The organism is Slackia faecicanis, from assembly GCF_003725295.1.
GTDB lineage: Bacteria > Actinomycetota > Coriobacteriia > Coriobacteriales > Eggerthellaceae > Slackia > Slackia faecicanis.
Window position 1 is genome coordinate 83,335 of sequence record NZ_QICB01000004.1, and the last position, 24,956, is coordinate 108,290.

A 24,956-nucleotide genomic window follows, 5' to 3' on the forward strand; every position below is an offset into this window, starting at 1 on the left:
CCGTATCGACACGGCCTAAATAGCGGAAAGCCCTTCGTCGGATGTCGAGGCGATTTCGCGCTGCAGCTTCTTGGTAAGCTTGGAAAACACCAGGCCATACGAGTGGTCGCACAACTCCACGAGCAAACTGCCAGCCACATCTGCATCGAGGTCGATCGATATCCAATTGCGTTTATCCATGTAAAACCCTGGATAAACGGCATGAGGGAGATCCAAACGCAGGGCTTCAGCCCATGCAGGATCGCATTTCAGAGTCAAAAGATGACGCCCTCTATACGGCTCCTTATGCTCGGGGCCCACCGTGAATTCGGCAGCGAACATCTTGCCGCCTACCAGGTAGCGCCACCACTCCCATTCGGCTTTGAAATCTTTTTCGGCGCCAGGCTTGGCGCGCAAATACGCATCGATTTCCTCAGTCTTCATCGAATCCTCCTGACAACATGACGCGCCCATCCTACAGAAGAAAACTGGACAACGCATGGCCTGTTTCGAAGTAAAGAGAGTCCTACGCCAAAAAAAACGACCAGGCAAGCCTGCACGACCAAGCAACAGCCAACGCAGGCGCGGGGCCGTAGGCGCAGCCCCTAAAGAAACGTTGCCGACACGAGCGTTTCAGTGCGTGGATAAAACACGATGCGAATTCTATCTCCCACGGCTGATGTCGCGAAAAACTCGATTTCGTCGCCATCGATCGACGCCAGCTCTATGCGATGCAATGTCGACCCCTCAACGCCACCTTGGACCTCCGCGAAGTCGACCTCCGTCACTTCGCCCGAAAAGCCTCCTTTTCGGGCATCGCCGGCGCGTTTAACCGTGTCTATCTCGACAATCGAGGCCTCGATATTCTGCGGACCCGCCGCCATGTCGATCGCCAAACGCGAAAAACGGACGACCCCGAGTGCAAGCGCAGCACAGGCCAGCACTGCGATAGTCACGATAATCACGTCGCTTATCACGCGTCCCCGCAACAACACGACGTTGCAACGATTGCCAAAACGCGCACGAAACACACGCCACACGATTACAACCCAAGCAATCGTCGCTATCGCAACCCCCGCAACAAGCACCATGCGAGCGGTGCCGTAGGGAAGAAATCCGGAAACCGCAATTCCAAGCGCCCACACTCCGACGACGCCCGCCACTTCCGAAGCCGCGCACAACAACACGGGACGTTCGGCCCTAAGGGCCTCTTTGTAAGAAAATTCCAGTCGTTGATTACGGCCCTTGTCCCACGCACCGCGCAAGACCGTTCCCGTCAAAACAGCGCAGATGCCGCCGAGGAGCAAAGCCGCCAGAATCATCGACGCAGCACCCGCAGCGTACGTAATCAATCCTGCCGCGCCGACGCGCGAGGCTGCACGGGAATAAAGAATACATGCAGCGGCGCATGCCGCCACTATCCCTGCCGCAATACGTGTTTTACGCGAAACGCTCGACTTCGCCATCTACCGGCCCCTTTCCAGCATGGCTCGCGCTTGGCCATTCATCCAATCATGCACCCAAACCGGCTCGAGTATCTCTAATTGTGCGCCATAAGAAAACAAGTGATGAAGCATTCGGTCGCTCGGCTGGCAAAATACCGTCACCGATAAAAACCCGTCAGGCGCAACGTCGATAACGTCGGGGGCGAATTCCTCTCGAACACGACTGGCCGCCTCGGGAGCGAATATCATAGAAAGACGGGGCGCGCCGGCGGGCTGGCCACCTTGGGCAGCCCGCCCATCAGGCCCGATAAAACGCGTGATGGCCGGGGCTTCGCGCGGCTCGAACACGGCGGGCAAAAGCTCGATCGACTCCCAATCCATGCGCAACAGCTTGAACGTACGCCAATCACGGCGCGCCCTGCACCATGCGCGCAGATACCACGACCGCTCTTTGAACAAAAGCTTCGCAGGTTCGACCTCGCGCACGGTCAGGCGATCGGTGCCATCGCGATACGAAAACCGCAAGACATGGCGGTGCACAATGGCCTCGCGCGCAACGTCGAAAGCGCGACGACACGTTGGCGGAGCACCCCAAAAAGAGAAATCGACTTCGATCCAATCGCTCGGCTCCCGACGAAAGAGTCCGGCGAGCCGCCTTGCAAGGCCGCCATCGGCGGCAACGGGCACGTCTATGCTCGAGATGAGGGAAAGCGCTGCGAGCACATCGTCTTTTTCCGCATCACTCACGAACGACGACTCGATTGCGTACCCTGGCAACAAACGCACGCCGCCGCCTTTTCCTTGCACCGTATAGATAGGAACGCCCGCAGCCGAGAGCGCCTCGATATCTCGACGCACCGTACGCGGCGATACCTCGAGCATGCGGGCAAGATCGCCCACCGTGCATGTTTCCCGCGACATCACCGCGTAGACGATTTCGAAGAGACGCTGTTGTTTCACGGCCTCGCCCCATTTCCCTCTGCGTTCGAAGCATCGACGGCATCGTACGGCGTCTATTCCTGCGGCGAAACATTCTCCAGAAGCGCGACGAAGCGCGCCGCGGCCGAAGACGGGCGCCGCGGAAGAAGCGTCACTGACGAGACGCCTTCGGCAACGATGGTCTCGATACGGCAGACGCCGCCCCACAGCTTCTCGCACGCGGCGGCCGACACGTCCGACACCTCGATGATGTCGACGCTGCCGCCCAAATTCGCAACCACGCCGAGTTCGTCGTCGTAGATATCGCCGATCGGCACCAATTCCAGATGCAACGAAGGGTCGGCCTCGTGAATGCGGGGCCACGCGGCGAGCGCCGCATGCGCGGGGCACGCCGCCGAAATCCCCAAACGCACCGTCGTGCCGCCGAACGCCTCCTGTTCGCGGGCACGGCGCAACACGTCTTCGGACATGCGCATGATCGCGCGCGCGTCTTCGACGACCGATGCGCCGGCGGGCGTGAGAAACACGCCGCGACGCGTGCGGCTGAACAGCTCGATGCCGTATTCGCCTTCGAACGTTTCGATGCGCTTGGCAAGGGCGGGGGTCGATACGCCGAGCTGCTTGGCGGCCTTCGAGAAGCTGCCGCAATCCGCCGCCGCGACGACGGAATCGAGCCTTCGGTCGTACACCCCGCCCTCCTTTCTTTCCCCGCAGTTTTCCACAGTGTATTAACTAATTGTTAATAACCTTTTCCCCTTTTTCTTAATAATCAGGGGATAACTTAGCTTGAGTGTTTTGTTTTAGTTAACACTAAAAAAGATACTTTTGTCCGGTGGGTAATCGACATAAATGCCCAGGAAATGTAAAACGGCCGGATAAATGCATAAAAAATGGGCCCTCGCACAGAGCGAAGGCCCGATTCATGCATCGATCGCTATTCAGTTGCAAAGTGGAAATGGGGAAAACTTTTCAAACGCGTCGCGGCGCTTGGGGAAAACCCGCCGAAACCCCGGGCGGCACGACCACGCTGCAAGAGTTCGGCAGCGAGAGCAAAGGCGGCCGCTATCGGCCGATCGTCAGCGCGTCCGCTCCGTCGATGCACAGGTCGGTCGCATAGAACGCCTGCAGCGCGCGGATGCCGTTCAGCACGTCGCGCATGCCCATGGTCTCGAACGACGCATGCATCGCCAACTGCGGCAAGCCCACATCGATAGCATGCATGCTCGCCTGGATATTCGACAGATTTCCCAACGTGGAGCCGCCCGCCGCGTCGCTGCGGTTTGCGAACGTCTGCAGCGGCACGCCCGCATCGGCACACACGGCCGCGAACGCCGCACGGCTGAACGCGTCGGTGCAGTAATGCTGATTGGCCGCCTCTTTCACCACGATGCCGCCGTTGAGCACGGCCCTGTTGGCCTCGTCGTATTTCTCGGGGTGGTTCGGATGCACCGCGTGGGCGTTGTCGCAGCTCACGAGCATCGACTTCGCCAGCGCGCGACGGTAATCCTCGTCGGTGCCGCCCAGCGCCGCGCACGCGCGCGTGAGCACGTCGGGCAAAAACGTCGACATGGCGCCCTGCTTGGTGTTCGAGCCCACCTCTTCGTTGTCGAAGCAGCACCAGGCCGAAACCGCTTCCTCATCGCTGTTGGCACGCAAGAACGCCTCGAGCGACACGTACGCGCACGCCAGGTCGTCGAGTTTCGGCGCCGAGAGGAACTCGCCCGCCGCCCCCCACACGCAAGGCTTCTGACGGCTCACCAAGAACAGATCGCGCGCAAGCACCTGCTCGGGCGCCGCGCCCGCTTCTTCGGCAACCAGCGCGTCGAACGCGCCGCGCTCGAGGGCGCCGGCCGAAAACAGCGGACACAGATCCACCTGCCTATTAGGGGCGAACCCGGCATTCACGCCGCGATCCAGATGCACCGCCACGCTGGGAATGATCAGCAGGTCGCGATCAGGCGCAATCAGGCGGCTCTCGATACGGTTGCCATCACGCACCAGCACGCGACCCGCCACGGTGAGCGGTCGATCGAACCAGGTATGGTCGATCATGCCGCCGTACGCTTCCACGTTCAGACGCAGCGATCCGCCCGCGCCTTCCAGCTCGGGCACGGCCTTCACCTTGAACGTCGGCGAATCGGAATGCGATGCCGTCAGCTTGAAATGGAACCCGCCGCCCGAGGGCTGCACCTGGGCGCCCGCGCGAAACGCAATGACGCTCGAGTTGTTGCGCACCGTGTAGTAGCCGCGACCGGGCTCCATCTGCCAGGAGTCGCCTTCGCGAAGATAGACGAAACCTGCCTCGTCGAGCCTGCGCCGCGCTGCCGCTGCGGCATGGAACATGCTCGGGCTTTCTTCGATGAACTCGATCAGGCCCTGAGCCGCCTCGGCGTAGCAGGCGGAATCGCAACCCGCCCCATATCGTCTTTCGGCCGCCTGTTGCGTCCCGTTCGTCATTCCTGCTCCTTCGGTCATCTCCGACACCCCGCTTTTCGTGCGATCGTAAATCTCTCTCGAGGGCCATGGTATATGAATGCCTCCGGCGCGGCGGCCGAAGACTTCAGCACGTCCGACGCTCCAACGAAAGAACAGCCTCACGCAATACAAAGCCGCCCTCACTTCCCGTTACCGGGAAAAGAGGGGCGGCTTGCCATCGGTCACACAAGCGCTTTAAAACTCCAGCGCCTCGAGCTTCTTGAACACCACGTCCTTGTGGCCCAAAAACGCCCACGGATCGAAGATCTGGTCGAGCACCTCGGACGAAAGCTTCGCCTCGGGGTCGGCCTCCAAACGCTCGCGATACGTCGGGCCGGCCACGGCGTTCTGGATATCCTCCCACACGGCCATGGCGTTGCGCTGCACGATCGCGTACGCCTCTTCGCGCGTGATGCCCGTATCCACCAGCGCCAGCAGCACCTTGGACGAATAGATCAGGCCACGCGTGCGGTTGAGGTTGTACTCCATTTTTTCGGGATACACCTGCAGGCCGTCGAGCATCCACTGCATCTTGCCGAACATATAATCGAGCGCCGCGAAGCTGTCGGCCAGCACGACGCGCTCGGCGCCGGAATGCGAAATATCGCGCTCGAACCACAGGGCCACGTTGTCGTAGCCCACCTGGGCGTTCGCCTTCACCACGCGCGCCAGGCCGCAAACGCGCTCGGCTGTGATCGGATTGCGCTTGTGCGGCATGGCGGAGCTGCCCTTCTGACCCGCGCGGAACGGCTCTTCGGCCTCGATGACGTCGGTCTCCTGCATGAGACGAACCTGCAACGCGATGGTCTCAAGAACGCTGGCGGCCACGGCCAGGGCAGAAAGCACCTGCGCGTGACGGTCGCGGAACAGAACCTGCGTGGAAAGCGGATCGGCGGTCAGGCCCATCTTCTCGCACACGTACTGCTCGACGAACGGGTCGATGCTCGAATACGTGCCCACGGCGCCCGAGATAGCGCCCGTGGCGGCCACGGCACGGGCCTCCTCCAAGCGAATCTGCGTACGCTTGAGCGCCCACGCCCAGCTGCCGAACTTCATGCCGAAGGTCATGGGCTCGGCATGGATGCCGTGCGTGCGGCCGGCGCACAGAGCGTCCTGCAACTCGAACGCGCGGCGCTTGCAGGTTTCGCCGAGAGCCTTCACGTCTTCGAGGATGATGTCGATAGACTGCACGATCTGGCACGAAAGCGCCGTGTCGCCCAGGTCCGACGACGTCATGCCGTAATGCACCCAGCGGCTAGGTTTCTCTTCGCCTTCGGGAACCTCGGCGTCGATGCGCTCGCCCATGCAGGTGAGGAATGCAATGACATCATGATGCGTCACCGCCTCGATCTCATTGATTCGCTCAACGGTAAAGCCCGCGTGCTCGCGGATCCAGGCGGCGTCCTCCTTGGTGATGCCGCACTGGCCAAGCTCGGCCTGGGCCTCACAGGCGAGGACTTCGATTTCCTGCCAGATGGCGAACTTGTTTTCGAACTCCCAGATCTTCCCCATGGCAGGACGCGTATAGCGAGAAATCATGCCGGTTCCTTTCAGCCGAACAAGGCCGCCGCGCATGCCTGAAGGCGCGGCGGCCGATACGATATGCCGTTGCGCTACGGAATCGACCATAGCGTCATGTCTGGGTTCACTATACCGCGCAAAACGCGCCAAAAGCCCAGTTCGGGGCGGGTTCGCGAAAAACAAAGAAGCGCGCCGGCGCGAAATTCGCGCGACACGCTCTGCAATGCATTTCGCCTAAAGCTCTACGACCAGGCAAAACGTTTATCTATACAGTGTAAGGCATCCAGTACTCGACGCTGTAAACTTACAGATTCGCGAACAACGCGCGCACATCGTCGACCACATCGTGCTCGGCCACGACCACCGCCTTGTCGCCCGGATACAGCACCGAATCGGGCGTCGCTATTTCGGCGTCGTTATATTCGCGGCGGTCAATGGCGGCAAGCAACGCGCCTTCGGGCAGTGCGATCATGTACGCAGGCACACCCTGCTCGGGATCGAAATGCTTCATGCGCGCAGGAATGCCGAATTCGATGAGCGAAATGTCGCCGCGCGACAACGCCGACACCACGCCCACGCTGCCCAGCAACGCCTCTTCCTCGATCATGTTCGCAATCAGCATGGTGGACGAAACGCTTTCGATGCCCACCTCGCGGAAGATGCGGCGGTTCTTGGGGTTGTTCACGCGGGCGATGCAGCGCGGCACGTTGAACACGCGCGTGGCGATTTCGCACGCCACCAGATTATCGTCGTCACGGCCGGTAACGGCTACGAACACGTCGGCGTTGCGGATGCCCGCATCCTCCTGGAAGTCGGAATCGCAGCCGTCGCCGTTAATGATCAGATACTGCCCCTGTAACTCCATAGACAGGCGGTCGGCCTGGGCGCGGTTGGCCTCCAGCACGGCCACCTCGTGATGTTGCTTCAAAAGAACGTCAGCCAGATAAATGCCCACCTTACCGCCGCCCATAATGACGATATACATCGATCCTCCCGATTCCGCAGCCTACATCTGCATGTACTTGGAAAAGGCAGCGAGCAGGTCGTGGCGCACGCACGCCAAAACGCTGTCGCCGTGATACAGCACGCTGTCGCGCGTGGGAATGGAGCTGGCACTGCCGTCGCGGCGTTCGAACGCCACGATGCGGATGCCGTGGTTGCGCTCGAGCTCGGACACCTTCACCTGCTTGCGCATAGTGCTGGACAGATCGAGCGAGAAGCGCAGGATCTCGAAGTCGCCGAAGGTGTCCAGATGGCTGCCGTGGCCCGACATGATCTTGGAGAACACCTCTTCTGCCACGAGCGAAGTGCCGCACACGTAGTCCAAGCCGAGCTGCATGTACGCCCTCTCACGCGCAGGATTGTACAGACGCGCGATGACGTGAGGCACGTGGAAAATGCGGCGGGCCACCTCGACCACCATCAGATTAGAATTGTCGGACTGGGTTACCGCGGCCACGACATCGGCGTCTTCGACGCCGGCGCGGATCAATACGTCCTCGTCGAAACCGAGGCCCTGCAGCGTGGTGCCGTTGAAGTTTCTGTTCAGATTGGAAAACGCTTCCGCATTGCGGTCGACCACGCACACGTTGCCGTCGTTTTGCGAGAGCAGCGTCGCCAGCTGAGAGCCGACGCGGCCGCAGCCCACGATGATGACATTCGCCATTGCACGCCCCCTGAAAAAGAGGATGCGCCCCCAAGCGCATCCTCGCCGTTTCCTTTATAGGAATTTGTAGTATACCGAGCGAACGCCCCAGTCGTGCACGTCGGTCACTCCGAAGGCTTTCCAACAGCCGGGAGCAAGGTCGAGCGCACGACCGTACGACTCGAAGCCGCCGGTGTCGGTGACCGTGGCCACGATGATGGTTTCGCCGTAGCGAAGGGCGACAGCATGACCCAGAAGATGCGCTTGAGATTCGGGAACGGCGACCGTCAAGCCTTCGCTGGACAGCGGCACGCCCGATGCGGTGACGTCGGTGCCGAAGTTGCCCTTGCCGTCGTCGTTATCGGCGTGGCTGTAGGCGGACGCGTTGCCCAAAGACCAGCCATCGCTTTCGTCGGGCATAATATGCGGAGCCGTAGGAAGCGGATCGGTGGTGCCGAGCGCCATGGCCGCCGCGACGGTGGATGCGTTGGTGGCGTCGTACGCGGAAATGACGATGACCGGGTCGGGGTCGTTCACAGTGATGGAGCGCCTGGCCGACGACGAAACGGACTCGGTGTCTGCGCTTGCCGCACGCATGCGGTCGGCAGAGGAAGCGGGGGCATCGGAGGCCGTGTTGCGGGCATCGCCGATGCCGATGGTGTCGACATCGACATCATGCGACGCGACGGCCGGCTGCAGCATGAACGCGGAAACCGCCGCCACAACGGCGAGAATGCACGCGCCCGCCGCCAAAGGCGCCAGACGAAGCGGGCTATGTGATGCCTGTCGAGCCAAACAAACTCCCCTATACGACGCAGGGCCCGGCTAATACGCCGACGCGCGGCGGCCGTCTTCGAGCCGCCATCCTGCGCATGCGATCATGAAACCCAGCTATTGTACTCGATAGCGCGCCCATAGGACAACAGAGGGCGGCCGTATGCGGCAAAGCACAAAATTACACGTATCTCACCAGGGGTTATGCATTTTTTAACGCATGATTGAAATTGTGCGGCGAACGAAAAACGGCGCCTAGAGCGCCATTCGCCGGCGCGAAAACGCCGCCCGCTAAGCGCGCGGAACCAGCAACGCCACCAAAATATAGGCGAACAGCACGGTAGGCGGAGACATGACCAGCAAGATCACGGCGATCACGCGCACGACCGTCGAATCGACGCCGAAGTAATACGCGATGCCGCCGCACACGCCCAGGAAACGCTTGTCGGCGATGCTTCGACGGAAGGGCCCGCGCGGGCGTGACGCCACGAATCCCGCGAGCTTGCCGCGCTTTGAGGCCCACAGCAGATAGGCCCCCGCCGCCACCAGCGCGCACGGCCACAGGATGCGCCATATCGTGCCGATAATAGCGCCCACCTGCACCCAAATGCCGCGCGGAACGATATTGCCAGCAAGGCTGAGCAGCCCGAACACGATCAAGATGATGCCGAGCACCACCGCAGCACGGGGGCGGCGCGGGGCGTTTCTATATTCGGCCATCACGCACCCCTTCCTACAGCCACGGATTGATATGGTAGATTCTCGGCCCGAACGGCAGGTTCACGGCGACCTGCTCCAGCGGCCCAGGAATAGCGAACACCGTGCACATGGCAACGCATGCCACGATCACGCACAGGGCCAGGCCGAAGTCGAACATCTGGTCATGGAACGACACGTTCATGACCACCAGGCCCGCCATGATCAGCGCGATGGGCCACAGCTTCGCCATGGCGTAGAGCACCGATACGGAATCCAGGATGCCGATCGAGATGAACAGCATGACCACGCTTGCGGCCACGACCACCAAGCCGCACGAAAACCGCCGCGCGAACGAACCCTTCTTCGAGGGAACGACCATCAAAACGAGGCCCGACACCAGGCACAGCACGGGCCACAGCTGCCACCAGACGATGCCTTCGACCAGGTAGTCGAACAAAAGCGCAGCATCGACGGCCAGAAGGCCCGAGCCCAGCCACACGCACAGGCGCGACCAGCCCGACATGCCGCAGCGCTCGCACGGCTCCTCGGGCCTGCCCACGGGCGCCGCGACGGGCGCGGGCTTGCAGCAGCCGTCGTCCACCACGAAACCCGCGGGCGGCACGGGCGCAGAGCCGCGCCGCTTGCGAGGAAAGCCCGCCGGAACGGGCTCGGCCGCAGGAACGTACGCCGCGCACGCGATCGGCGCAGGCACTTCCATCTGTTTCGGCAAAACGAGCCACATGACCGCATACGCCACGACGGCCAGGCCGCCCGTGCAAACCGCCAGCAAAACGGCGAGAATGCGCGCCGCGATGGGGTCCAGGTCGAAACACTCGGCAACGCCGGCGCAGACGCCGGCTATGACTTCATCATCGGAGCGATGAAGGCGATTCGTCTCGAGCACGGCCGGCCTCCTCTCTCTTCCGCGTCCGGCGCTGCCGGTTTACTCCTCTTCGAGCGGCTGCTCCTCCTGCACGGCGTCGGGCGTGCGCGTGACGCGCAGCTGAGAAACGCGGCGGCGGCGCATCTGCTGGACTTTGAACACGTATCCGTCGACGACGAACTCGTCGCCCAGTTGAGGAACGCGGTCGAACCTGTCCATCAGCCAACCCACGACGGTCTCGTAGCTTTCGTCTTCCTTCACGGGCCATCCAAGTTCGACGGCCTCGTCGCACGGAATCGAGCCCGCGGCAAGCCATTCGTTGTCGGAAAGGCGCGTGACGTGCTCGTTCTCGCCGAAGTCGGTCTCGTCGACGATTTCGCCGACGATCTCTTCCACGATGTCTTCGATGGTAATTAAACCGGCAGTTCCGCCGTACTCGTCGACAACGATCGCCATCTGTTGACGATTCGTTTGCATCTCGTTGAGCAGGGGCAGAAGCGCCTTGCTTTCGGGCACGAAGCCCGCTTCGGCCATGTACCCGTCGACCGTGTCGGCTTCTTTGTCGTCGAGCAGCGGGTTGATCAGGTCTTTGTACCTCACGATGCCCACGACGTTGTCAAGATCGTCGTGATACACGGGCAGGCGGGAATAGCCGGTGCCGCGCATGCGATCGAGAACCTGACGCACCGTTTCGCTGTCTTCGGTGGCGATCATATCGACGCGCGGGGTCATGGCGTCTTCGGCGGTGGCGTCGCCCAGGTCGAGCACCTCGTGGATCATGCGCTTCTCGTCGTCGTCGAGCTCTTCGTTGTCGGCCACGATGTAGCGGATCTCTTCCTCGGAAACCTCCTGGCGCTCGTCGGCGCTTTTCACGCCCATCAGGCGGGCGAGCAGATTCGCGGAAGCCGCCGTGAAGCGCACGATGGGGCTCGCGATCTTCTGGAACACCTTCAAGGGGCCGGCGACGGTCTTGGAAACCGATTCGGCTGAAGCCAGCGCGATGCGCTTGGGAACGAGCTCACCGATCACGATGCTGAAATACGACACGATCAGCGTGATGATGACGGGAGCCATAGCGGGCGCCGCGAACGACAGCCACTCGATGCCGAACGACGACATCCACTGCGCCAGCGGATCGGAAAGGTTCGTAGCGGCCGCGGCCGATGCGAAAAAGCCCACCAGAGTGATCGCGACCTGGATCGTTGCCAGGAAGCGGTCGGAATCGGAGGCCAGCTCAAGAGCGGTGGCCGCCTTCTTAGAGCCTTCCTCGGCCTCTTTCTGAAGAACGACCCTGCGCGCATTGACCAGGGCCATCTCCGATGCGGAAAAATACCCGTTCACCAGGATGAGAACGAACGTGACCAGAATACTTATGCCGACGTCCATGAGGATATGTCACAACCTTTTCAAGCTCGCCGCCTACCGGGCGGATGAACACACGCGCCTACAGCACGTACAACACGATAGAAAGGAACTGCAGCACGCTGCCCGCCAGCACCCACACGTGGAACACGGTGTGCATGTACGGGACCTTCTTCAACACATAGAAGATGCAGCCGATGCTGTAGCAAATGCCGCCCACCAGCAGCAGCATGAGGCCGGGGAACGGCAAGCTGGCGATCAGCGGCGGCAAGAAGCCGACCACGCACCAGCCCAGAAGCAGATAGATGACCGCGGAGATCCAGCGCGGGCGGAAAACCCAGAACGCCTCGAGCGCCACGCCCACGATAGCAAGCGCCCACACGGCCAAACACAGCAGCATGCCATTGGAATCGGCCAGCGTGATCAGGCAGAACGGCGTGTAGCTGCCCGCAATGAACAGATAGATCGCCGAATGGTCGATGACCTTGAACACCTTTTTGGCGGGAATGGGCACCAACGCGTGATACAGCGTGGAGGCCACGTATTCGAGCAGCATCGAAATGGTGTAGATCAAAGCCGCCGCCAGAGCCACGCCGCCGCCGTGCGAAACGGCCGTCACGACGCAGATGGGAATGGCCGCAATGGCGAGCAGCGCGCCGATGCCGTGCGAGATGGAGTTGGCGATTTCCTCGCCCACCGTATACTCGCGCACGTTCTTCTTCGAACGCGGGGCGCCGGCCGACATGCCGGAGCGCTTGGAGGCGCGTTTTTCCGCCTTTTCCTCGGCGGAGGATTTCTTGAAATTGGAAATTTCCCACGCGTGGGATGCGGAAGGCGAGCAGGTCGCAGCCCCGCCCGGCGCCGCGGCGGCAGCGCAGGACGCGCCGTCGGCGGTGTTGGTGTTCTTTGTCGTAGTATCCATGGCCGACATTCTAGCATGGGGGGCCGCACGCGCAGCATCTGCTCGGCGTGCGTTACCAATCCATCAACCAAGGCCTCGATGTGGAATTTCGGCGGGCGTAAGAAGGGACGGATACGACCCTCGCCTGACGCACGCATGACCTCGTTTTGACGAAAGCGTCCTCCGCGCACGGCGCGCGACAGGACGCATGCTTCGCCCAAGCTCGGACGGCCGCCGACGAGCGACCCCCTACCAGCCAGCAGCTGCCCCGGGGCCGGCGGACACCTACCCTTCGGCGCCGTTCGCCGCCGCAGCCTCGTCTGCCGGCGCGGCGCCGTTCGCCCGTACGGCCCCGTTCGCCGATGCGACCGTGCGCGGGCGCACCCACTCCAGCCAACGGGCGGCCTCTTCTTCGGGCACGTCCCACAACTGCTCGGTGATGCCGCCGACGCCTGCGGCCGTGCGCGCATTCACAATGGCCACGTGCGCGCCGCGCTGGAACGGATTGGTTTTCACATAGCCGAACTGGATCTTCTTACGCGGAAACACCGCCGTGGTCTTCGACAGGCCGCCGTTGGTGATGCTCATGAACGAGCTGTCGTAGCCAAGCACGGACGAACGGTGCCACAACACCGCATCGACCACGTTCAGCGCGAACGCGATGATGAACAGCGCGACCGCCGCGGCGAACGCCGTCTCGCACAGCGCGAGCATGCCGGCATCGATCGCCAAAGCGCCCGAACGCAAGCCGGCCTCAAGCCCGATCCTGCCGAGAATCGCGCCGACCATCAGCCAAAACACCGTGCTGCGAATGACGCCTTTGCGCACGATCGCGCGCCGCAGCGCCACGGGGGCCGGGCGCACCGTCTGCTCCGGCATGTCGGCGAACTCGGGCAGCAGGCCGCCGACGAGATCGGGCACGCGGGAGGTTTTCACGAAGGGATGAATCACCATGCCGCGCGCCTGGGGCGCGCCGTCTTGGGAATCCTGCACGGCCGAATCGATCTTGCCCACCGAAAGCTCGCAATAGCCGAACATGCGGCGCACGAACGATTCCTTCACCACGACCGTCTGCACGCGGTCCACATCGATGCCGTGGAACGTGCGCTGCAACAAGCCGTGCTCGACTTCGATGCGGCCCTCGCGGCGGCGCACCTTGAATCCGCCGTACTGGACAATGGTGCCGATGACGGAAAACGCCCACAGCGCCAGCACCGAAACCACGGCCCACAGCGCCACCTGCCACGCGAACGAACCGAACAGCCCGCCCAGCGCGGCGGCGCCCTGAGCAGGAAGCGATGCGTCGGCCGAAACGCCCGCCATCGCGCCTTCGACCCACGCTTCGATATTCGACTCGAAGAACTGAGCCAACGTGCCCGCCAGGCCGATGATGCCGGCGATGATCACGCCGAAGTGCCCCGCGGCGCCCGAAAGCCCCGCGAAAAACAGCTCCTTGTTGCTCAGGCCCGCCTCGTAGGAAACGGCGCCCGTGGCCACCTCCTGGCCGCCGAACACGCCGCGCATGTCGTTGAGAAGCTCATCGGCGCCATCCAGAAGATTGCCTTCCGCGGGCGTCCCGACACAGGAGCACGCCTGCTCAAGCGACATATCCGCCGCGGCGGGATCGGCGCCGAACGCAATCTGGGCCGAGCGCGCATCGCCGCCGGCGCAGGCGATCATCCACGCCGAAGGAACCACGGTCCCGCCTACGTACGCCGTACCGAATTCGTCGAGCGCGCCGCCCGCCAGAAGCACCTTCTTACGGCGGAACAGCTCGGAGCGCAGCGCCTCGGCCTCCGAAGTGCGCACATAGCGCAGCGTGACGGCCTCGTTGGCAGCGCCGCCCGCCGTGTCGATTTTCACGTCGCAGATGCCCAGCACGCGCTGCATAACGCCCGCCTGCTGATTGACCGATTGGATGCGCTGATACGGAACGTGTCGGCGCTTTTTATTGACGATGCCCGAAAACAGGGAAAACTCCGTAGGGGCCAGCTCGTAGCTCAGATTCTTCCACGCAAGCCACTGCGCCGCGAACACCACGGCGCCCACGACGAGAGCCGTCAGCAGTCCGATGCCTGCAGATGCGGCCAGCGCAATGAACACAGGCATCCCGCCTTCGACCATAGACATGATCGATCCGGCCGACGAAAGGATCATCACCAGCATGATCGCGCCGACCGCCGAAAGGCCGCCGAGCCATATATACGAGTGATGCACGGCATGCCTGCCGGGACGCAGCGACGCGGGAACGGCGTTGCGCGGGTCGTTGGGCGCAAGCGCCGCCGCGCCGGCGCGCGCATACGCCGCCAGCGCGTCGCGGTAGGCCTGCCATTCGGCACCCAAGCTCTGCAAAGGAACGCCCGCCTCCGTGGCCGGCGCGGCCGTCCGCCCCGCAGAAGCGCTGCCGGCATCGGGATGAGGAACCTCGCATGCCTGCGCGCCGGCCGCTGTATCCACAGGCTCGCAGGAAGCGGGCGAAGCAGCGCGGGGTTCGTCGAGCACCTGGTCAGGCACGTTGTTGTAAGAATCGCCCATGGCCTACACGTCTTCCTGAGCAAGGCGGGCCTGCGTGGCGATGCGATCGCGCAGCACGTCGGCCTCTTCGAACGAAAGGCCGGGAATCTCATGCTGGCCCGCCGCCGTGGAGACGGTCACGCCGGCCAGGCCGAATGCGCGCAGAATGGGGCCCTGTTTGGTGTCGGTGTTCTGCACGCGCACGAACGGAATCACCGAACGCGTGCGCCAGACGATGCCTTTGGCTATGTCCAGCTCGTTTTCGCCCACTTCATAGCGCCAACGCACGTAGCGCACAGGCGGCAGAACAACCACCGCCACAATCAACGATATCGCCCACACGGCCGTCATGACCGCCACGACCAGCCACGCCCAGCCACCCGCAGGGTCGGCCAGCGCGATGACGAAGAACGTGAACGCGCACATCAGGTACGCGGCGGTGATCCACAGCGCGTCGCCGATGCGCCAGACGCTTTTCACCTTGGGATCGAGCTGGTTTTGAGGCAAAGGCCGCATAAGACGCTCCCATCGAAATCGGAACAGGGTCGCCCGCCGCAGCAGGCGCCTTGCGGCGCAATCGCCGCAAGGAAAATCATGCATAAGTATACAGCCGAACGTACGCGCTCCTGACGGCCGTAAGAATATCGTCAAGCCGCGGACCGGGCTTTCGGCAATGGCTCGGACATGGGCGAACACGTGGAATCTTTCGCCTCGAACGCTCCCGCCAGACCGCTTCGGCTAAGCTATAGCAACCGACCGGCCGCGAAGGCGGCCCTTTAAGCACGACCAGCAATCAAAGGATTCCCATGAGCACCCTGCCCTCTCTTTCGCTGAAACACCTTGTCGAACTGCTGAACGCAGCGGGATGCGCCGCGCGCCTCGAAGGCGCGGACACGCAGGTCAGCGGCATGACGGTCGATTCGCGCGAAGCCGCGCCGGGATGCCTGTTCGTCTGCAAAGGCGTATCGTTCAAGCCCGCGTTCCTCGCGTCGGCGATCGAGGCGGGGGCCGCGGCATACCTGTGCGACGAAACGCTCGCCCATGCCGTCGCGCAAGCCGGCGGCACCGCGCCGCGCATCGTCGCGAGCGACGTGCGCCGCGCCATGGCGATCGTGGCTGCCAAAGCCTACGGCAGGCCCGACGAGCGTCTGAATATCATCGGCATCACGGGCACGAAGGGCAAATCCACCACGGCCTATATGCTGCGCTCCATCTTCGCCGCCGCCAACATCGAGACGTCCATCCTGGGCTCGATCGAAACCGACGACGGCTTCGAGCACTACGAAAGCCACAACACCACGCCCGAAGCGCCCGAGCTGTGGCGCCACCTGCACAACACCGAAGAAGCCGGACGCGACATCATGGTGATGGAGGTATCGAGCCACGGCCTGAAATATGACCGCGTGCTCGGGCTGCATCTAAGCACCGCGTGTTTCCTCAACATCGGCCGCGACCACATTTCGCCCGTCGAGCACGCCGATTTCGAAGACTACTTCTCTTCGAAGCTGCGCATTTTCGAGCAATGCGAAACCGCCGTGGTGAACCTCGATTCCGACCATGCCGACCGCGTGATCGAAGCCGCAAAATCAGCAAAACACCTGGTCACGTTCGAACTCGAGCATCAAGGCAAAACGCCGCAGGCAAGCGGCGCGCAGGCCGATTTCCTGGCGCGCGACATCATGGCCTCCGAGCGCGGAATCTCGTTCACGGTGGAGGCCGAAGGCGAGCGCCACGCCATGACGCTCGGCATGGCCGGCGCCTTCAACGTGTCCAACGCCCTGGCGGCCATTGCCATGGCACGCCTTGCGGGCGTAAGCTTCGACGCGATCGCCGAGGGCCTCGCGCACGTGCGCGTGCCCGGCCGCATGGAACTCGTGTCCTCCGCCGACGGACGCATCGTTTGCATCGTGGACTACGCGCACAACGAGCTTTCGTTCGAGACGCTATTCTCGTCCGTCGTGAAAGAATACCCGGGCCGCAAGGTGATCGCCGTGTTCGGCGCGCCGGGCGGCAAGGCGGTCGAGCGCCGCGAATGCCTTCCTCGCGTTGCAGGACGCTACGCCGACCTGATCATCTACACTGAAGAAGACCCTGCGCACGAGCGCGTCGAAGACATCTGCGCCGAGCTTGCGGCCAACACCCCCGCAGGCGTCGCGCATGAAGAGATCCACGACCGCGAGGCGGCCGTGGCCCGCGCGTTCCAAGCCGCCGAAGGCGAAGCGGCCGTCGTGCTGCTGCTGGCGAAAGGCGACGAGACCACCCAGCATCGCGGCGACGAATACCCCGAGGTCAAAAGCGATTTGGCGCTCGCCCGCGAATTCCTGGGCGCCTAAACGGCCCGCAGCCGCGACCGCACCGCCCACCCGCTCACGCACCACCGGAAGGAGACCGATGCCCACCTATATCGCCCACTACAAATCGCCCAACGGAGCCACGCAGGTTTCGGGCGTGTTCGAATTCGAAAGCACCCATCGCGCGGGATCAAAGCAAAACATGCACGACGCACGCATGTGCATGCTGCAGTCGTACGGCAACGAAGCCGTGGCCTGGCAGATCGATTCCATCGAGGCGAAAAAGGCCGACGAGGCACGTGCAGACCACCAGATGCAGCTCGACTTCCGCGAACCCGCCGAGCACAAGCCTAAAAAGCGCATCGTCCGCGGGTTCAAATAGGAGCAGCTACGCCCACCTTCCGATGGGATCTATTCAAACAAGCCGCCGAACAGGCGTAACGTAATAAAAAAGACCGAACCGCATGAACGCGCGGTTCGGTCTTTTCGTTTTCCAGGCTTTGCCGGAATGTCGCAACGAGCGCAACGTCGAGCGCCTTATGCCGCCACGGGGCCCTTCTCGTCCACGAAGTAACGCTTGTACCAGATCAGGAAGGTCAGCGTGGTGTAGATCTTGCGATGGTTGAGCGCGCGGCCCTCGAAGTGCTCATCCAGCATGGCCATGAGCTTCTTCGTGTCGAAGAACTCCTCGGCCCACGGCGCGGTGAAGTACTCCTTCACGTAGTCGTAGTACTTCTGCTCGCGCAGCCAGAACTTGATCGGCACCGGGAAGCCCTTCTTGGGGCGCGTGGCCCACTCGTCGGGCAACACGCGGTTCGCCGCATAACGCAGCACCTGCTTGTTGCCGTTTTCATTCACACGGTAGCGCGCGGGAATGTGCTGGGCGAACTCCATGACCTTCTTGTCGAGGAAGGGAACGCGCAGCTCGAGCGAATGCGCCATGCACATTTTGTCGGCCTTGAGCAGAATGTCGCCTGGCAGCCACATGTTCATATCCAGATACTGGCGCTTGGATAGGTCGCAGAAGTTCTGCACGCGGTCATACACCGGCGCGCACAGCTCGAACGCGTCGGGACCCTTGGCGTAATCGGGCTTCACCACGTCGTCGATTTCATCGGGACGGTAGATGAACGCCTGGCCAGTGAACCACTTCTCGGGTATCTCGGCCGCCTTCAACAGGAAGTTGCGGCCCTTGAAATACGACTTGTTCTCGACGAACTTGCCAAGGCTGCGGCGGATGCAGCGCGGCACGATGCGCTTGAACCTGGCCAACGAGGGCACGTCTTCGTAGTAGGCGTAGCCCGCGAACAGCTCGTCGGCGCCTTCGCCCGAAAGCACCACCGTGACCTGCTCGGATGCCAGCTGGGCCAAGAACCACAGCGGCACGCTGGACAAATTCGACTGCGGCTCGTCCATGTGGTACTGGATCTGCGGCAGCATTTCGAAGAACTCGTCGGCCGTCACCATCTTGCGGAAATTCTTGATGCCCAGCTTGTCGGAAAGCTCGGCCGCGTAATTGGTCTCGTTGAAGTCCTTGTAGTCGAAGCCCACCGAGAACGTGTTGTCGGGCATCAGGCATGCGGCGATGTAGCTGGAATCGACGCCGCCCGAAAGGAACGAGCCCACCTTCACGTCGGCGATGCGATGGGCCGCCACGCTTTCGTGGACCACCTGGTCGCATTCCTCGACGTACTGGTCGAAGGTCTTGGAATCGTCGTCGGAGAAATCGGCATCCCAGTAACGGCGCACGTCCATCGTGCGCGTGGCCAGGTCGTACGTGAAGCAATGCGCCGCCGGCAGCTTGAAGACGCCCTCGAAGAACGTCTCGTCCGTCGCAGGGAACTGCATGGTCAAATACGGGCGCAGGGCCTGCTTGTTCACGGCCTTCACGAAGCCGGGATGCTCGAGGAAACTCTTGATTTCGCTGCCGTAGAGCAAATCGCCCTGGGCCGTGGTGCAGTAGTAGAACGGCTTGATGCCGAAGATGTCACGCGCGCCGAACAGGCGGTTTTTCTTCTTATCCCAGACCACGAAGGCGTACATGCCGCGCAGACGGTCGACGATGCCCTCGCCCCACTCTTCGTAGCCGTGAAGGAGCGACTCGGTGTCGGCGTCGCAATGGAACTCGTAGCCTTTGGCCTCGAGCTCGCGGCGCAGCTCCTGGAAATTGTAGATTTCGCCGTTGAACGTGATCACCACGCTGCCGTCGGCGTTGCTCATGGGCTGCGAGCCCGCCTCGGTCAGGTCGAGGATGGACAGGCGACGGAAGCCCATGGCCACGTTATCGGCCAGAAACGCATCGCCCATGTCGGGACCGCGATGCACGATGCGATCCATCATGGCCTGCAGGACCTGCTGCCTGTTTTCGATATCACCGGTGAATCCGACGAATCCGCACATAGGGCACCTTTCGTGTAGCAAAATGGGGCCAGCGCCAACGGACCCAGCCCATATGTTAAAAAAAATATTCTAACGTCCCTGATACATCAATTAGCAAAATTACGCCATTTCACTACGGACATCTCTCCACGTGCCAAAAGATACAGGGCTATACCGACTTTTCCCTCAACAATGCAATCTGTCGCTTTAGCAAATTTAAATTATTGGGTAGCCATTTCTTATATAAGTAACAGCAACCGACCCCTAAATCGATACTCTTCTCGCAATAATAATTCGCCTCCCTGCCTTCGGGCTTTCGTCGACGCAGCAATGGGTGCCCAACCCCCATCCGACGAGCATACTTCTCATCAAACAAAGCCCCCGAATCAACTGATAGGCGAATTAGCTCTGCTATCAAAGGCGCTACATCATCGATACCATCCTGCGAGCAATCTACGGAATCAAGGTCACCTTGACTTCCGTCTTTGACCACCTCGCCAGCTGAACCCACATACGAAGGGCGCCCATCGGGAAAAGGATGCTGGCCATGGCCATCTATCCCAAGCTCCCCGAATACATCCAGCAAAGCATTAGCCCCTGGAGCAACCGCGGCAACCCCATCAGGCAAAACCAATTCCTTATGGCTTTGTGCCCATGGAGAATTTTGACGGACCTTTATTTGACGACGTGAAACCCTGCCGCAAAGAAGCCAAAGGGCATCGACCCTTGACCCATCTTCAGCGAGGGTATCGATCTTGTACTTTCGAAGACAGCTGTCCATGCTGCTTTCGGCATTGCTCTTACCAGCCCACCTGACCGCCGACATCTTACGAAATTTGGCATCAAAAATAATCCTCTTTGTTTCTCCCCCCGACTTAAAAATTAAATAGAAATCAGGGGTCCAATAATTAAACCCCCTTCCGCCCCGCGTCGTTCTATAGAGATCGACCTCGTTATTCTCTTGATACTCGCCATAGAAAACGGGCTGATAATATAGCTTGACCTTTTCCGAGCCTCTCATCAATTCATACAACGTTGCAACCTGATCTTCGTTTTTAAAGCACTTTGATTCAACATCGTACTGGATACAACGAATAGGCCGTCTTCCAAGTGTGTAATCGGGCTCAAAACGGCACGCACTTAAAGCCTCAAGCATCTTGTACAAAACGTAATACTCATAAAGCTTGTCCATACGCCAAGTGCGCAGCACCAAGCCATCGCGAATGAGACGAAATTCGCCAAAGTCATCCCATTTGACCATTACCGAATATACGTCCATATACGGCAGTATTTCCTGAAATGCCTTTGAACGACGAGGTAATTTGTACGCAACATCTGCGACGCGGGGTAACGCTGAACGAAGCGAATAAGAAATTCGCTTAACTTCGTCTAAAAGGGACCTGGCCCTGTCAACGAGCGGCTCCTCTCTTTCAAGGCACGACTCTATGACGACAAGAGACAGAACCGCCCCCTCCTTCACATCAAAAGATTTAAGCCTGGACGCAATGTCTCGTAGGTTACGGATCTTAGTTTTTGCAAGAGTAATCGCATTCGAGAGAGAACTTTCAACGCGACCAAGAAAGGCTATTACCGACCTGTTTTCTAAATTATCATACGTTCTACAGGGGCGCTCCGTCCGAACCTTGGAGGCAATATAATAGTTCCCTTGCATCCGTACCGCCGTCTCAGCATCTGTCCTATGGAGCATATTCGGCATAGTCGCCAACCACATAAGCTCGTTACGCCCCAAGCGGTGAACCTCGGACGGACCCACGACGACGCTTTCCTTCGCCGTCCTGCTGTAAGCATGCGAGCGAAAATAGCCCAAGTGGCGACCATAGGCCCGAACGACATCTTCGCACAAAGACAGAAAAGCAGACATCGACTGAGAGTCATCGAAAACGTTTTCGGACTCGGTCAGAGCAGCGCTACCGAAGTCTTCTTCGACCCCTTCAAACATCCATCTCATAGGGGTATTCTGCCCCCCATTTACAAACTCATCAAGAATGCCCGACACAACCCGTTCTTGGTCCTCTTTATCACATATGCACACCAAGTCCCGCGTCCCAAGAATTCTCGAATGACCGTTTGGGTAATCAAAAGAGATCTCAATCGAAGCGAACCCACATGCCATACTGAACGGATACCATCGCTCCCCGTCTTTTCGCGAAAGCCGATAAGACACACATGCGCGGCCTTCTTTCCCACATGCACTACTATCCGCCTCCCTAATAAAGACCTCAAGGGCATCCCGGCCGTTCACGCACCACGTAACCAATTCGCATTCTATTTCCGCGTCAGTAACAACCCATACTTCATAATCGTGGCCCTCGTGGACGAACGCCGATTGCTCAAGATCAAAATCCTTGATTGACGACGCAACAAACAAAGGCAGCTCAACCACCGACCCGTCAACGCCATCAACCATCCTCAGATGCCACAAGGAATGGCTTTTACGCGAAATATTGATAGAAGCCATTATCGTCGCCAACCTCAATCATGCGATCGATTCTTTTCTCAGTCATCGGCAAGCCGGGGATGCCCCGAAGCTCATCTAGCAATTCCCTGATTCTGCCATCGGCGCCAGAAATCAGCGGCAAAGCCTTCTGCAAGACAGCGTAATCGACGGGTGAATACTGTTCCTCCGATGATGAGCAATTCATAAATTCAGACGCAGTTCGTATGTAATCAAACATCATCTTTTGACTTCTCGGACTAATAGGGCGACCGTTCTTTGCGAACACATCTACAACCTTCTCAAGCTTCCCTCGCAACTCGCCATCAACAGTCGTTTTTTCCCTGACGCCAAAAGCTTCAATCAGATCCGCATACGAAAACGCGGGCATATCTGGAAATTCGACGGCCCTACCTACTTCGTCAATATCGAGGGCCACCGGATTGCACATCACAATCCAGCTTCGATCGAGGAAACGAGGAGAAAGTTCTTCTGTCGTATGGTCGAAATTAACCGTAGCCACAAACCTCATGTATTCAGGAACGCTAAATACCGTCTCCCCTCCAAGCCCTAGCTCATAAGGTCCATCCTTAAAGGAATCGCACGCGCCCAAAAACGGCGACCAGTAATGCTCCACGGAGCTCAAGTTCGCTTCATCCAAGAGCAAAAGATAAGGAGACACCTTGCTTGGGCCCAAGCCAAGACGAGACTCGGAATCCAAAGCGCCGAAAGCATCGAAGGCAACCTTGTTCGCCTTCTCGAGTGACTTAGTGAACGGATTATAGTATCCAATAAAGTCCTTGTAGGAAGTCCACCCTTTTTCTACTGGGACCTCAGCAAAACGGTAAGCGGAACTATTTTTAAGACCCAAAGCGGCAGCAATAATATTCACAAGAGACGTTTTACCAGTACCTGGAAGACCGGCCAAAGTGACAATATATCCCTGCATCAAGCAAACCATGAGGTTAACGATTTCGTTCCTAGATATATCGCGACCAGAATATTCCCCAATTCGTCTCTCGATTTCTTCTAGCACCCCCATGGGAGAACCGAAGGCCCCTTCGACAACAGCCAGCCCGGGGCCGACGAGCCCCTGTTCGGATTCCTCTTTTGCCCTTGATGCATCATCGGAATTAATCGAGGAAACGATCTGCCTAATCATCTCGTTCTCAAGGATTTTGCTCGATACGGACAGCTCATCGGACATATCACCCACGGTTCGCCTGATCTGCCTTCTAACAAGAATATTATTCTCCTCGAGCTCGAGATTGGTCTTCTCGAGCTCAGACTTCTCGACATTAAGCTTAGCGACCTCGTCAGCTAAGCTCTCCTTCTCGGAAAGCAAAGCGGCACGCTCTTGATGAATCTGCTCGAGCTGGTCAGCAAGCTCCCCCTCTACTTGCTTTTTCTTTTCCTCCAGGGCGCCTTCGTACGAACTCAGCTCTGCCTTAACGCGCCTAAGCTCCGCCTCTACCAGTCTAGCTTTATCCTCGTCTGCAGCAATCTGGCTGCGGTAAGCGTCTTTTTCTTGCCTGACCTTCTCCCTAACACCATCGTTCTCCATTACCTTCTCATAAAACGACCTAAAATGGTCATCGCTTAAAACGTATCTAGCCAACTGATTAGGATCGGCATTCTTAATCGCGTTGTCCTTAATCTCATCAGGCAGAGAAGACCATTCGGACGTCATCCCCAATAGCCTTTTCATTCTAAGCCTGCGACTAGGGGTAAGCGGAATTTTTGCACTCTCGTCAGCGCAAGTTAGTATCTGGGATTTGAGACTCTGCATCTGGGCCTTTGTAAACGAGTCGGCCCCACTGCGAGAAACCCTTCCAATAGCCTCCACTAAGGCCTCGTCACTAATCCAATCTATTACGTCATCGGCATCATCGAACTTGCGCCTAACCTCGTCAGCGTCAACGAATTGAGCAACGATATCCTCCCTGTCGTTAACGAGATCTATGGACATGGCGAAAGAGGCCTCGTCAAAACCCGCAATACAAGCATCAAAGGAGCCAGTCGCAGAAAGAAAGACCTCTTCGCCGTTTTTACAATTGCATTCAAATGGGCCGAAGTACCTCTTTTTCCCCTTGGAAACCTGCGCAATCAAGGACAGTTTCGTCCTTGGAGCCGCCTGATCAGGATATATATGAACAGGGACTTCAAGCGGCTTTGAAAAATCGACGTTTTCCTGAATCTCCAGAACCTGAATTAACGCGCCAGATAGAGGATGCTTCGAAAGCGGCGTAAACTCAACGGGAGATGCACCTCTTGGCTTGTTCGGGTTAAGCGCCCCAAAAAACTGAGACTTCTCAATCGGGTATTTATTATTCACGCCAAGAGAATTACTGTTAACGATCGCAACAACCATGTCGCCATACAGGTCTCGAATCTGTCCAGAATTGTATCCAGATGTAGACATGGGAAGGCATCCGTCGTCAGGAAAAGCTTCCTTCTCTATGAGGGTCAAGCCGTCGCCATCAATCAAAAACTGGGGATACGCAAAACAAAGAGAGGCTTCGCCATTCTCGGGATATTTAACATACGCAAGCAGACCCTTGCGGACGCATTCCTCAAAATCGCTGATTCCCCCGTCAACAAGATGTACTCCCATTTTAATCGCTCCCTAATAGCAAAACACCATTGCTATTAGTGTACCTCCTGAAACAAAGAAGGAAACAACCTGCGTGTGAA

The 24,956-nt window shown here is 59.6% G+C and carries 20 protein-coding genes; 2 read left to right on the forward strand and 18 right to left on the reverse strand.

Going from position 1 to position 24,956, the window contains the following annotated elements; translation table 11 throughout:
• Positions 1-15: 15 nt before the first annotated feature.
• The 15 genes from DMP07_RS06500 to DMP07_RS06570 form a co-directional block, all read right to left on the reverse strand.
• Positions 16-423 (reverse strand): MmcQ/YjbR family DNA-binding protein, encoded by a 408-nt coding sequence (locus tag DMP07_RS06500; RefSeq protein WP_123198339.1) that lies wholly within the window; start codon positions 421-423, stop codon positions 16-18.
• A 161-nt stretch (positions 424-584) separates the two neighbouring features.
• The gene (locus DMP07_RS06505; RefSeq protein ID WP_123198340.1) at positions 585-1,445 is read right to left on the reverse strand and encodes a hypothetical protein; all 861 of its coding nucleotides are present in this window, start codon (positions 1,443-1,445) and stop codon (positions 585-587) included.
• Positions 1,446-2,384 (reverse strand): helix-turn-helix transcriptional regulator, encoded by a 939-nt coding sequence (locus DMP07_RS06510; RefSeq protein WP_123198341.1) that lies wholly within the window; start codon positions 2,382-2,384, stop codon positions 1,446-1,448.
• A 53-nt stretch (positions 2,385-2,437) separates the two neighbouring features.
• Positions 2,438-3,052, reverse strand: a complete 615-nt coding sequence (locus DMP07_RS06515; protein ID WP_161957049.1) for a LysR family transcriptional regulator — start codon at positions 3,050-3,052, stop codon at positions 2,438-2,440.
• Between the two features lie 373 nt (positions 3,053-3,425).
• Complete coding sequence (locus DMP07_RS06520) at positions 3,426-4,820, reverse strand: M18 family aminopeptidase (protein ID WP_123198343.1); 1,395 nt, start codon at positions 4,818-4,820, stop codon at positions 3,426-3,428.
• A gap of 213 nt (positions 4,821-5,033) precedes the next feature.
• Positions 5,034-6,377 carry an adenylosuccinate lyase gene (gene purB / locus DMP07_RS06525; protein ID WP_123198344.1) on the reverse strand — a complete coding sequence of 448 codons (1,344 nt, stop codon included), beginning with the start codon at positions 6,375-6,377 and terminating at the stop codon, positions 5,034-5,036.
• 286 nt (positions 6,378-6,663) lie between these two features.
• Positions 6,664-7,344, reverse strand: a complete 681-nt coding sequence (locus DMP07_RS06530; protein WP_123198345.1) for a potassium channel family protein — start codon at positions 7,342-7,344, stop codon at positions 6,664-6,666.
• A 21-nt stretch (positions 7,345-7,365) separates the two neighbouring features.
• Entirely contained in the window at positions 7,366-8,025 is a 660-nt protein-coding gene (locus tag DMP07_RS06535; RefSeq protein ID WP_123198346.1) for a potassium channel family protein, read from the reverse strand.
• A 54-nt stretch (positions 8,026-8,079) separates the two neighbouring features.
• Positions 8,080-8,727: a hypothetical protein gene (locus tag DMP07_RS06540; protein WP_244594903.1), complete on the reverse strand. Its 648-nt coding sequence runs from the start codon at positions 8,725-8,727 to the stop codon at positions 8,080-8,082.
• A 342-nt stretch (positions 8,728-9,069) separates the two neighbouring features.
• Positions 9,070-9,498, reverse strand: coding sequence for a PspC domain-containing protein (locus tag DMP07_RS06545; protein WP_123198348.1), 429 nt, complete (start codon positions 9,496-9,498; stop codon positions 9,070-9,072).
• A gap of 13 nt (positions 9,499-9,511) precedes the next feature.
• Entirely contained in the window at positions 9,512-10,381 is an 870-nt protein-coding gene (locus tag DMP07_RS06550) for a PspC domain-containing protein (protein WP_123198349.1), read from the reverse strand.
• 39 nt (positions 10,382-10,420) lie between these two features.
• Positions 10,421-11,746 (reverse strand): hemolysin family protein, encoded by a 1,326-nt coding sequence (locus DMP07_RS06555; RefSeq protein ID WP_123198350.1) that lies wholly within the window; start codon positions 11,744-11,746, stop codon positions 10,421-10,423.
• 58 nt (positions 11,747-11,804) lie between these two features.
• The gene (gene trhA, locus DMP07_RS06560) at positions 11,805-12,467 is read right to left on the reverse strand and encodes a PAQR family membrane homeostasis protein TrhA (RefSeq protein WP_123198384.1); all 663 of its coding nucleotides are present in this window, start codon (positions 12,465-12,467) and stop codon (positions 11,805-11,807) included.
• A 441-nt stretch (positions 12,468-12,908) separates the two neighbouring features.
• Entirely contained in the window at positions 12,909-15,158 is a 2,250-nt protein-coding gene (locus tag DMP07_RS06565) for a PH domain-containing protein (protein ID WP_123198351.1), read from the reverse strand.
• A gap of 3 nt (positions 15,159-15,161) precedes the next feature.
• Entirely contained in the window at positions 15,162-15,653 is a 492-nt protein-coding gene (locus DMP07_RS06570; RefSeq protein WP_123198352.1) for a PH domain-containing protein, read from the reverse strand.
• Positions 15,654-15,943: 290 nt separating this feature from the next.
• Here DMP07_RS06570 and DMP07_RS06575 point away from each other — a divergent pair, with 290 nt between their 5' ends.
• Both DMP07_RS06575 and DMP07_RS06580 read left to right on the forward strand, forming a co-directional pair.
• Positions 15,944-17,470: a Mur ligase family protein gene (locus DMP07_RS06575; RefSeq protein WP_123198353.1), complete on the forward strand. Its 1,527-nt coding sequence runs from the start codon at positions 15,944-15,946 to the stop codon at positions 17,468-17,470.
• Between the two features lie 58 nt (positions 17,471-17,528).
• Positions 17,529-17,810: a hypothetical protein gene (locus DMP07_RS06580; RefSeq protein ID WP_123198354.1), complete on the forward strand. Its 282-nt coding sequence runs from the start codon at positions 17,529-17,531 to the stop codon at positions 17,808-17,810.
• 155 nt (positions 17,811-17,965) lie between these two features.
• On the opposite strand, the gene asnB is transcribed toward DMP07_RS06580, so the two are convergent.
• From asnB to DMP07_RS06595, 3 genes are all read right to left on the reverse strand, one after another.
• Positions 17,966-19,828: an asparagine synthase (glutamine-hydrolyzing) gene (gene asnB / locus DMP07_RS06585; protein WP_123198355.1), complete on the reverse strand. Its 1,863-nt coding sequence runs from the start codon at positions 19,826-19,828 to the stop codon at positions 17,966-17,968.
• Positions 19,829-19,976: 148 nt separating this feature from the next.
• Positions 19,977-22,286, reverse strand: a complete 2,310-nt coding sequence (locus DMP07_RS06590; protein ID WP_123198356.1) for a hypothetical protein — start codon at positions 22,284-22,286, stop codon at positions 19,977-19,979.
• On the reverse strand, positions 22,261-24,876 hold the full coding sequence (locus DMP07_RS06595) for a hypothetical protein (RefSeq protein WP_123198357.1): 2,616 nt from the start codon (positions 24,874-24,876) through the stop codon (positions 22,261-22,263). The genes DMP07_RS06590 and DMP07_RS06595 overlap by 26 nt, the downstream gene beginning before the upstream one ends.
• Between the last annotated feature and the right edge of the window lie 80 nt (positions 24,877-24,956).

Bases quoted from the DNA above. Each gene is read 5' to 3' on its own strand.
- DMP07_RS06500 (WP_123198339.1), bottom strand. From the start codon at position 423: ATGAAGACTGAGGAAATCGATGCGTATTTGCGCGCCAAGCCTGGCGCC.
- DMP07_RS06505 (WP_123198340.1), bottom strand. From the start codon at position 1,445: ATGGCGAAGTCGAGCGTTTCGCGTAAAACACGTATTGCGGCAGGGATA.
- DMP07_RS06520 (WP_123198343.1), bottom strand. From the start codon at position 4,820: ATGACGAACGGGACGCAACAGGCGGCCGAAAGACGATATGGGGCGGGT.
- purB (WP_123198344.1), bottom strand. From the start codon at position 6,377: ATGATTTCTCGCTATACGCGTCCTGCCATGGGGAAGATCTGGGAGTTC.
- DMP07_RS06530 (WP_123198345.1), bottom strand. From the start codon at position 7,344: ATGTATATCGTCATTATGGGCGGCGGTAAGGTGGGCATTTATCTGGCT.
- DMP07_RS06535 (WP_123198346.1), bottom strand. From the start codon at position 8,025: ATGGCGAATGTCATCATCGTGGGCTGCGGCCGCGTCGGCTCTCAGCTG.
- DMP07_RS06545 (WP_123198348.1), bottom strand. From the start codon at position 9,498: ATGGCCGAATATAGAAACGCCCCGCGCCGCCCCCGTGCTGCGGTGGTG.
- DMP07_RS06555 (WP_123198350.1), bottom strand. From the start codon at position 11,746: ATGGACGTCGGCATAAGTATTCTGGTCACGTTCGTTCTCATCCTGGTG.
- trhA (WP_123198384.1), bottom strand. From the start codon at position 12,467: ATGTCGGCCGGCGCCCCGCGTTCGAAGAAGAACGTGCGCGAGTATACG.
- DMP07_RS06565 (WP_123198351.1), bottom strand. From the start codon at position 15,158: ATGGGCGATTCTTACAACAACGTGCCTGACCAGGTGCTCGACGAACCC.
- DMP07_RS06570 (WP_123198352.1), bottom strand. From the start codon at position 15,653: ATGCGGCCTTTGCCTCAAAACCAGCTCGATCCCAAGGTGAAAAGCGTC.
- DMP07_RS06575 (WP_123198353.1), top strand. From the start codon at position 15,944: ATGAGCACCCTGCCCTCTCTTTCGCTGAAACACCTTGTCGAACTGCTG.
- DMP07_RS06580 (WP_123198354.1), top strand. From the start codon at position 17,529: ATGCCCACCTATATCGCCCACTACAAATCGCCCAACGGAGCCACGCAG.
- asnB (WP_123198355.1), bottom strand. From the start codon at position 19,828: ATGTGCGGATTCGTCGGATTCACCGGTGATATCGAAAACAGGCAGCAG.
- DMP07_RS06590 (WP_123198356.1), bottom strand. From the start codon at position 22,286: ATGGCTTCTATCAATATTTCGCGTAAAAGCCATTCCTTGTGGCATCTG.
- DMP07_RS06595 (WP_123198357.1), bottom strand. From the start codon at position 24,876: ATGGGAGTACATCTTGTTGACGGGGGAATCAGCGATTTTGAGGAATGC.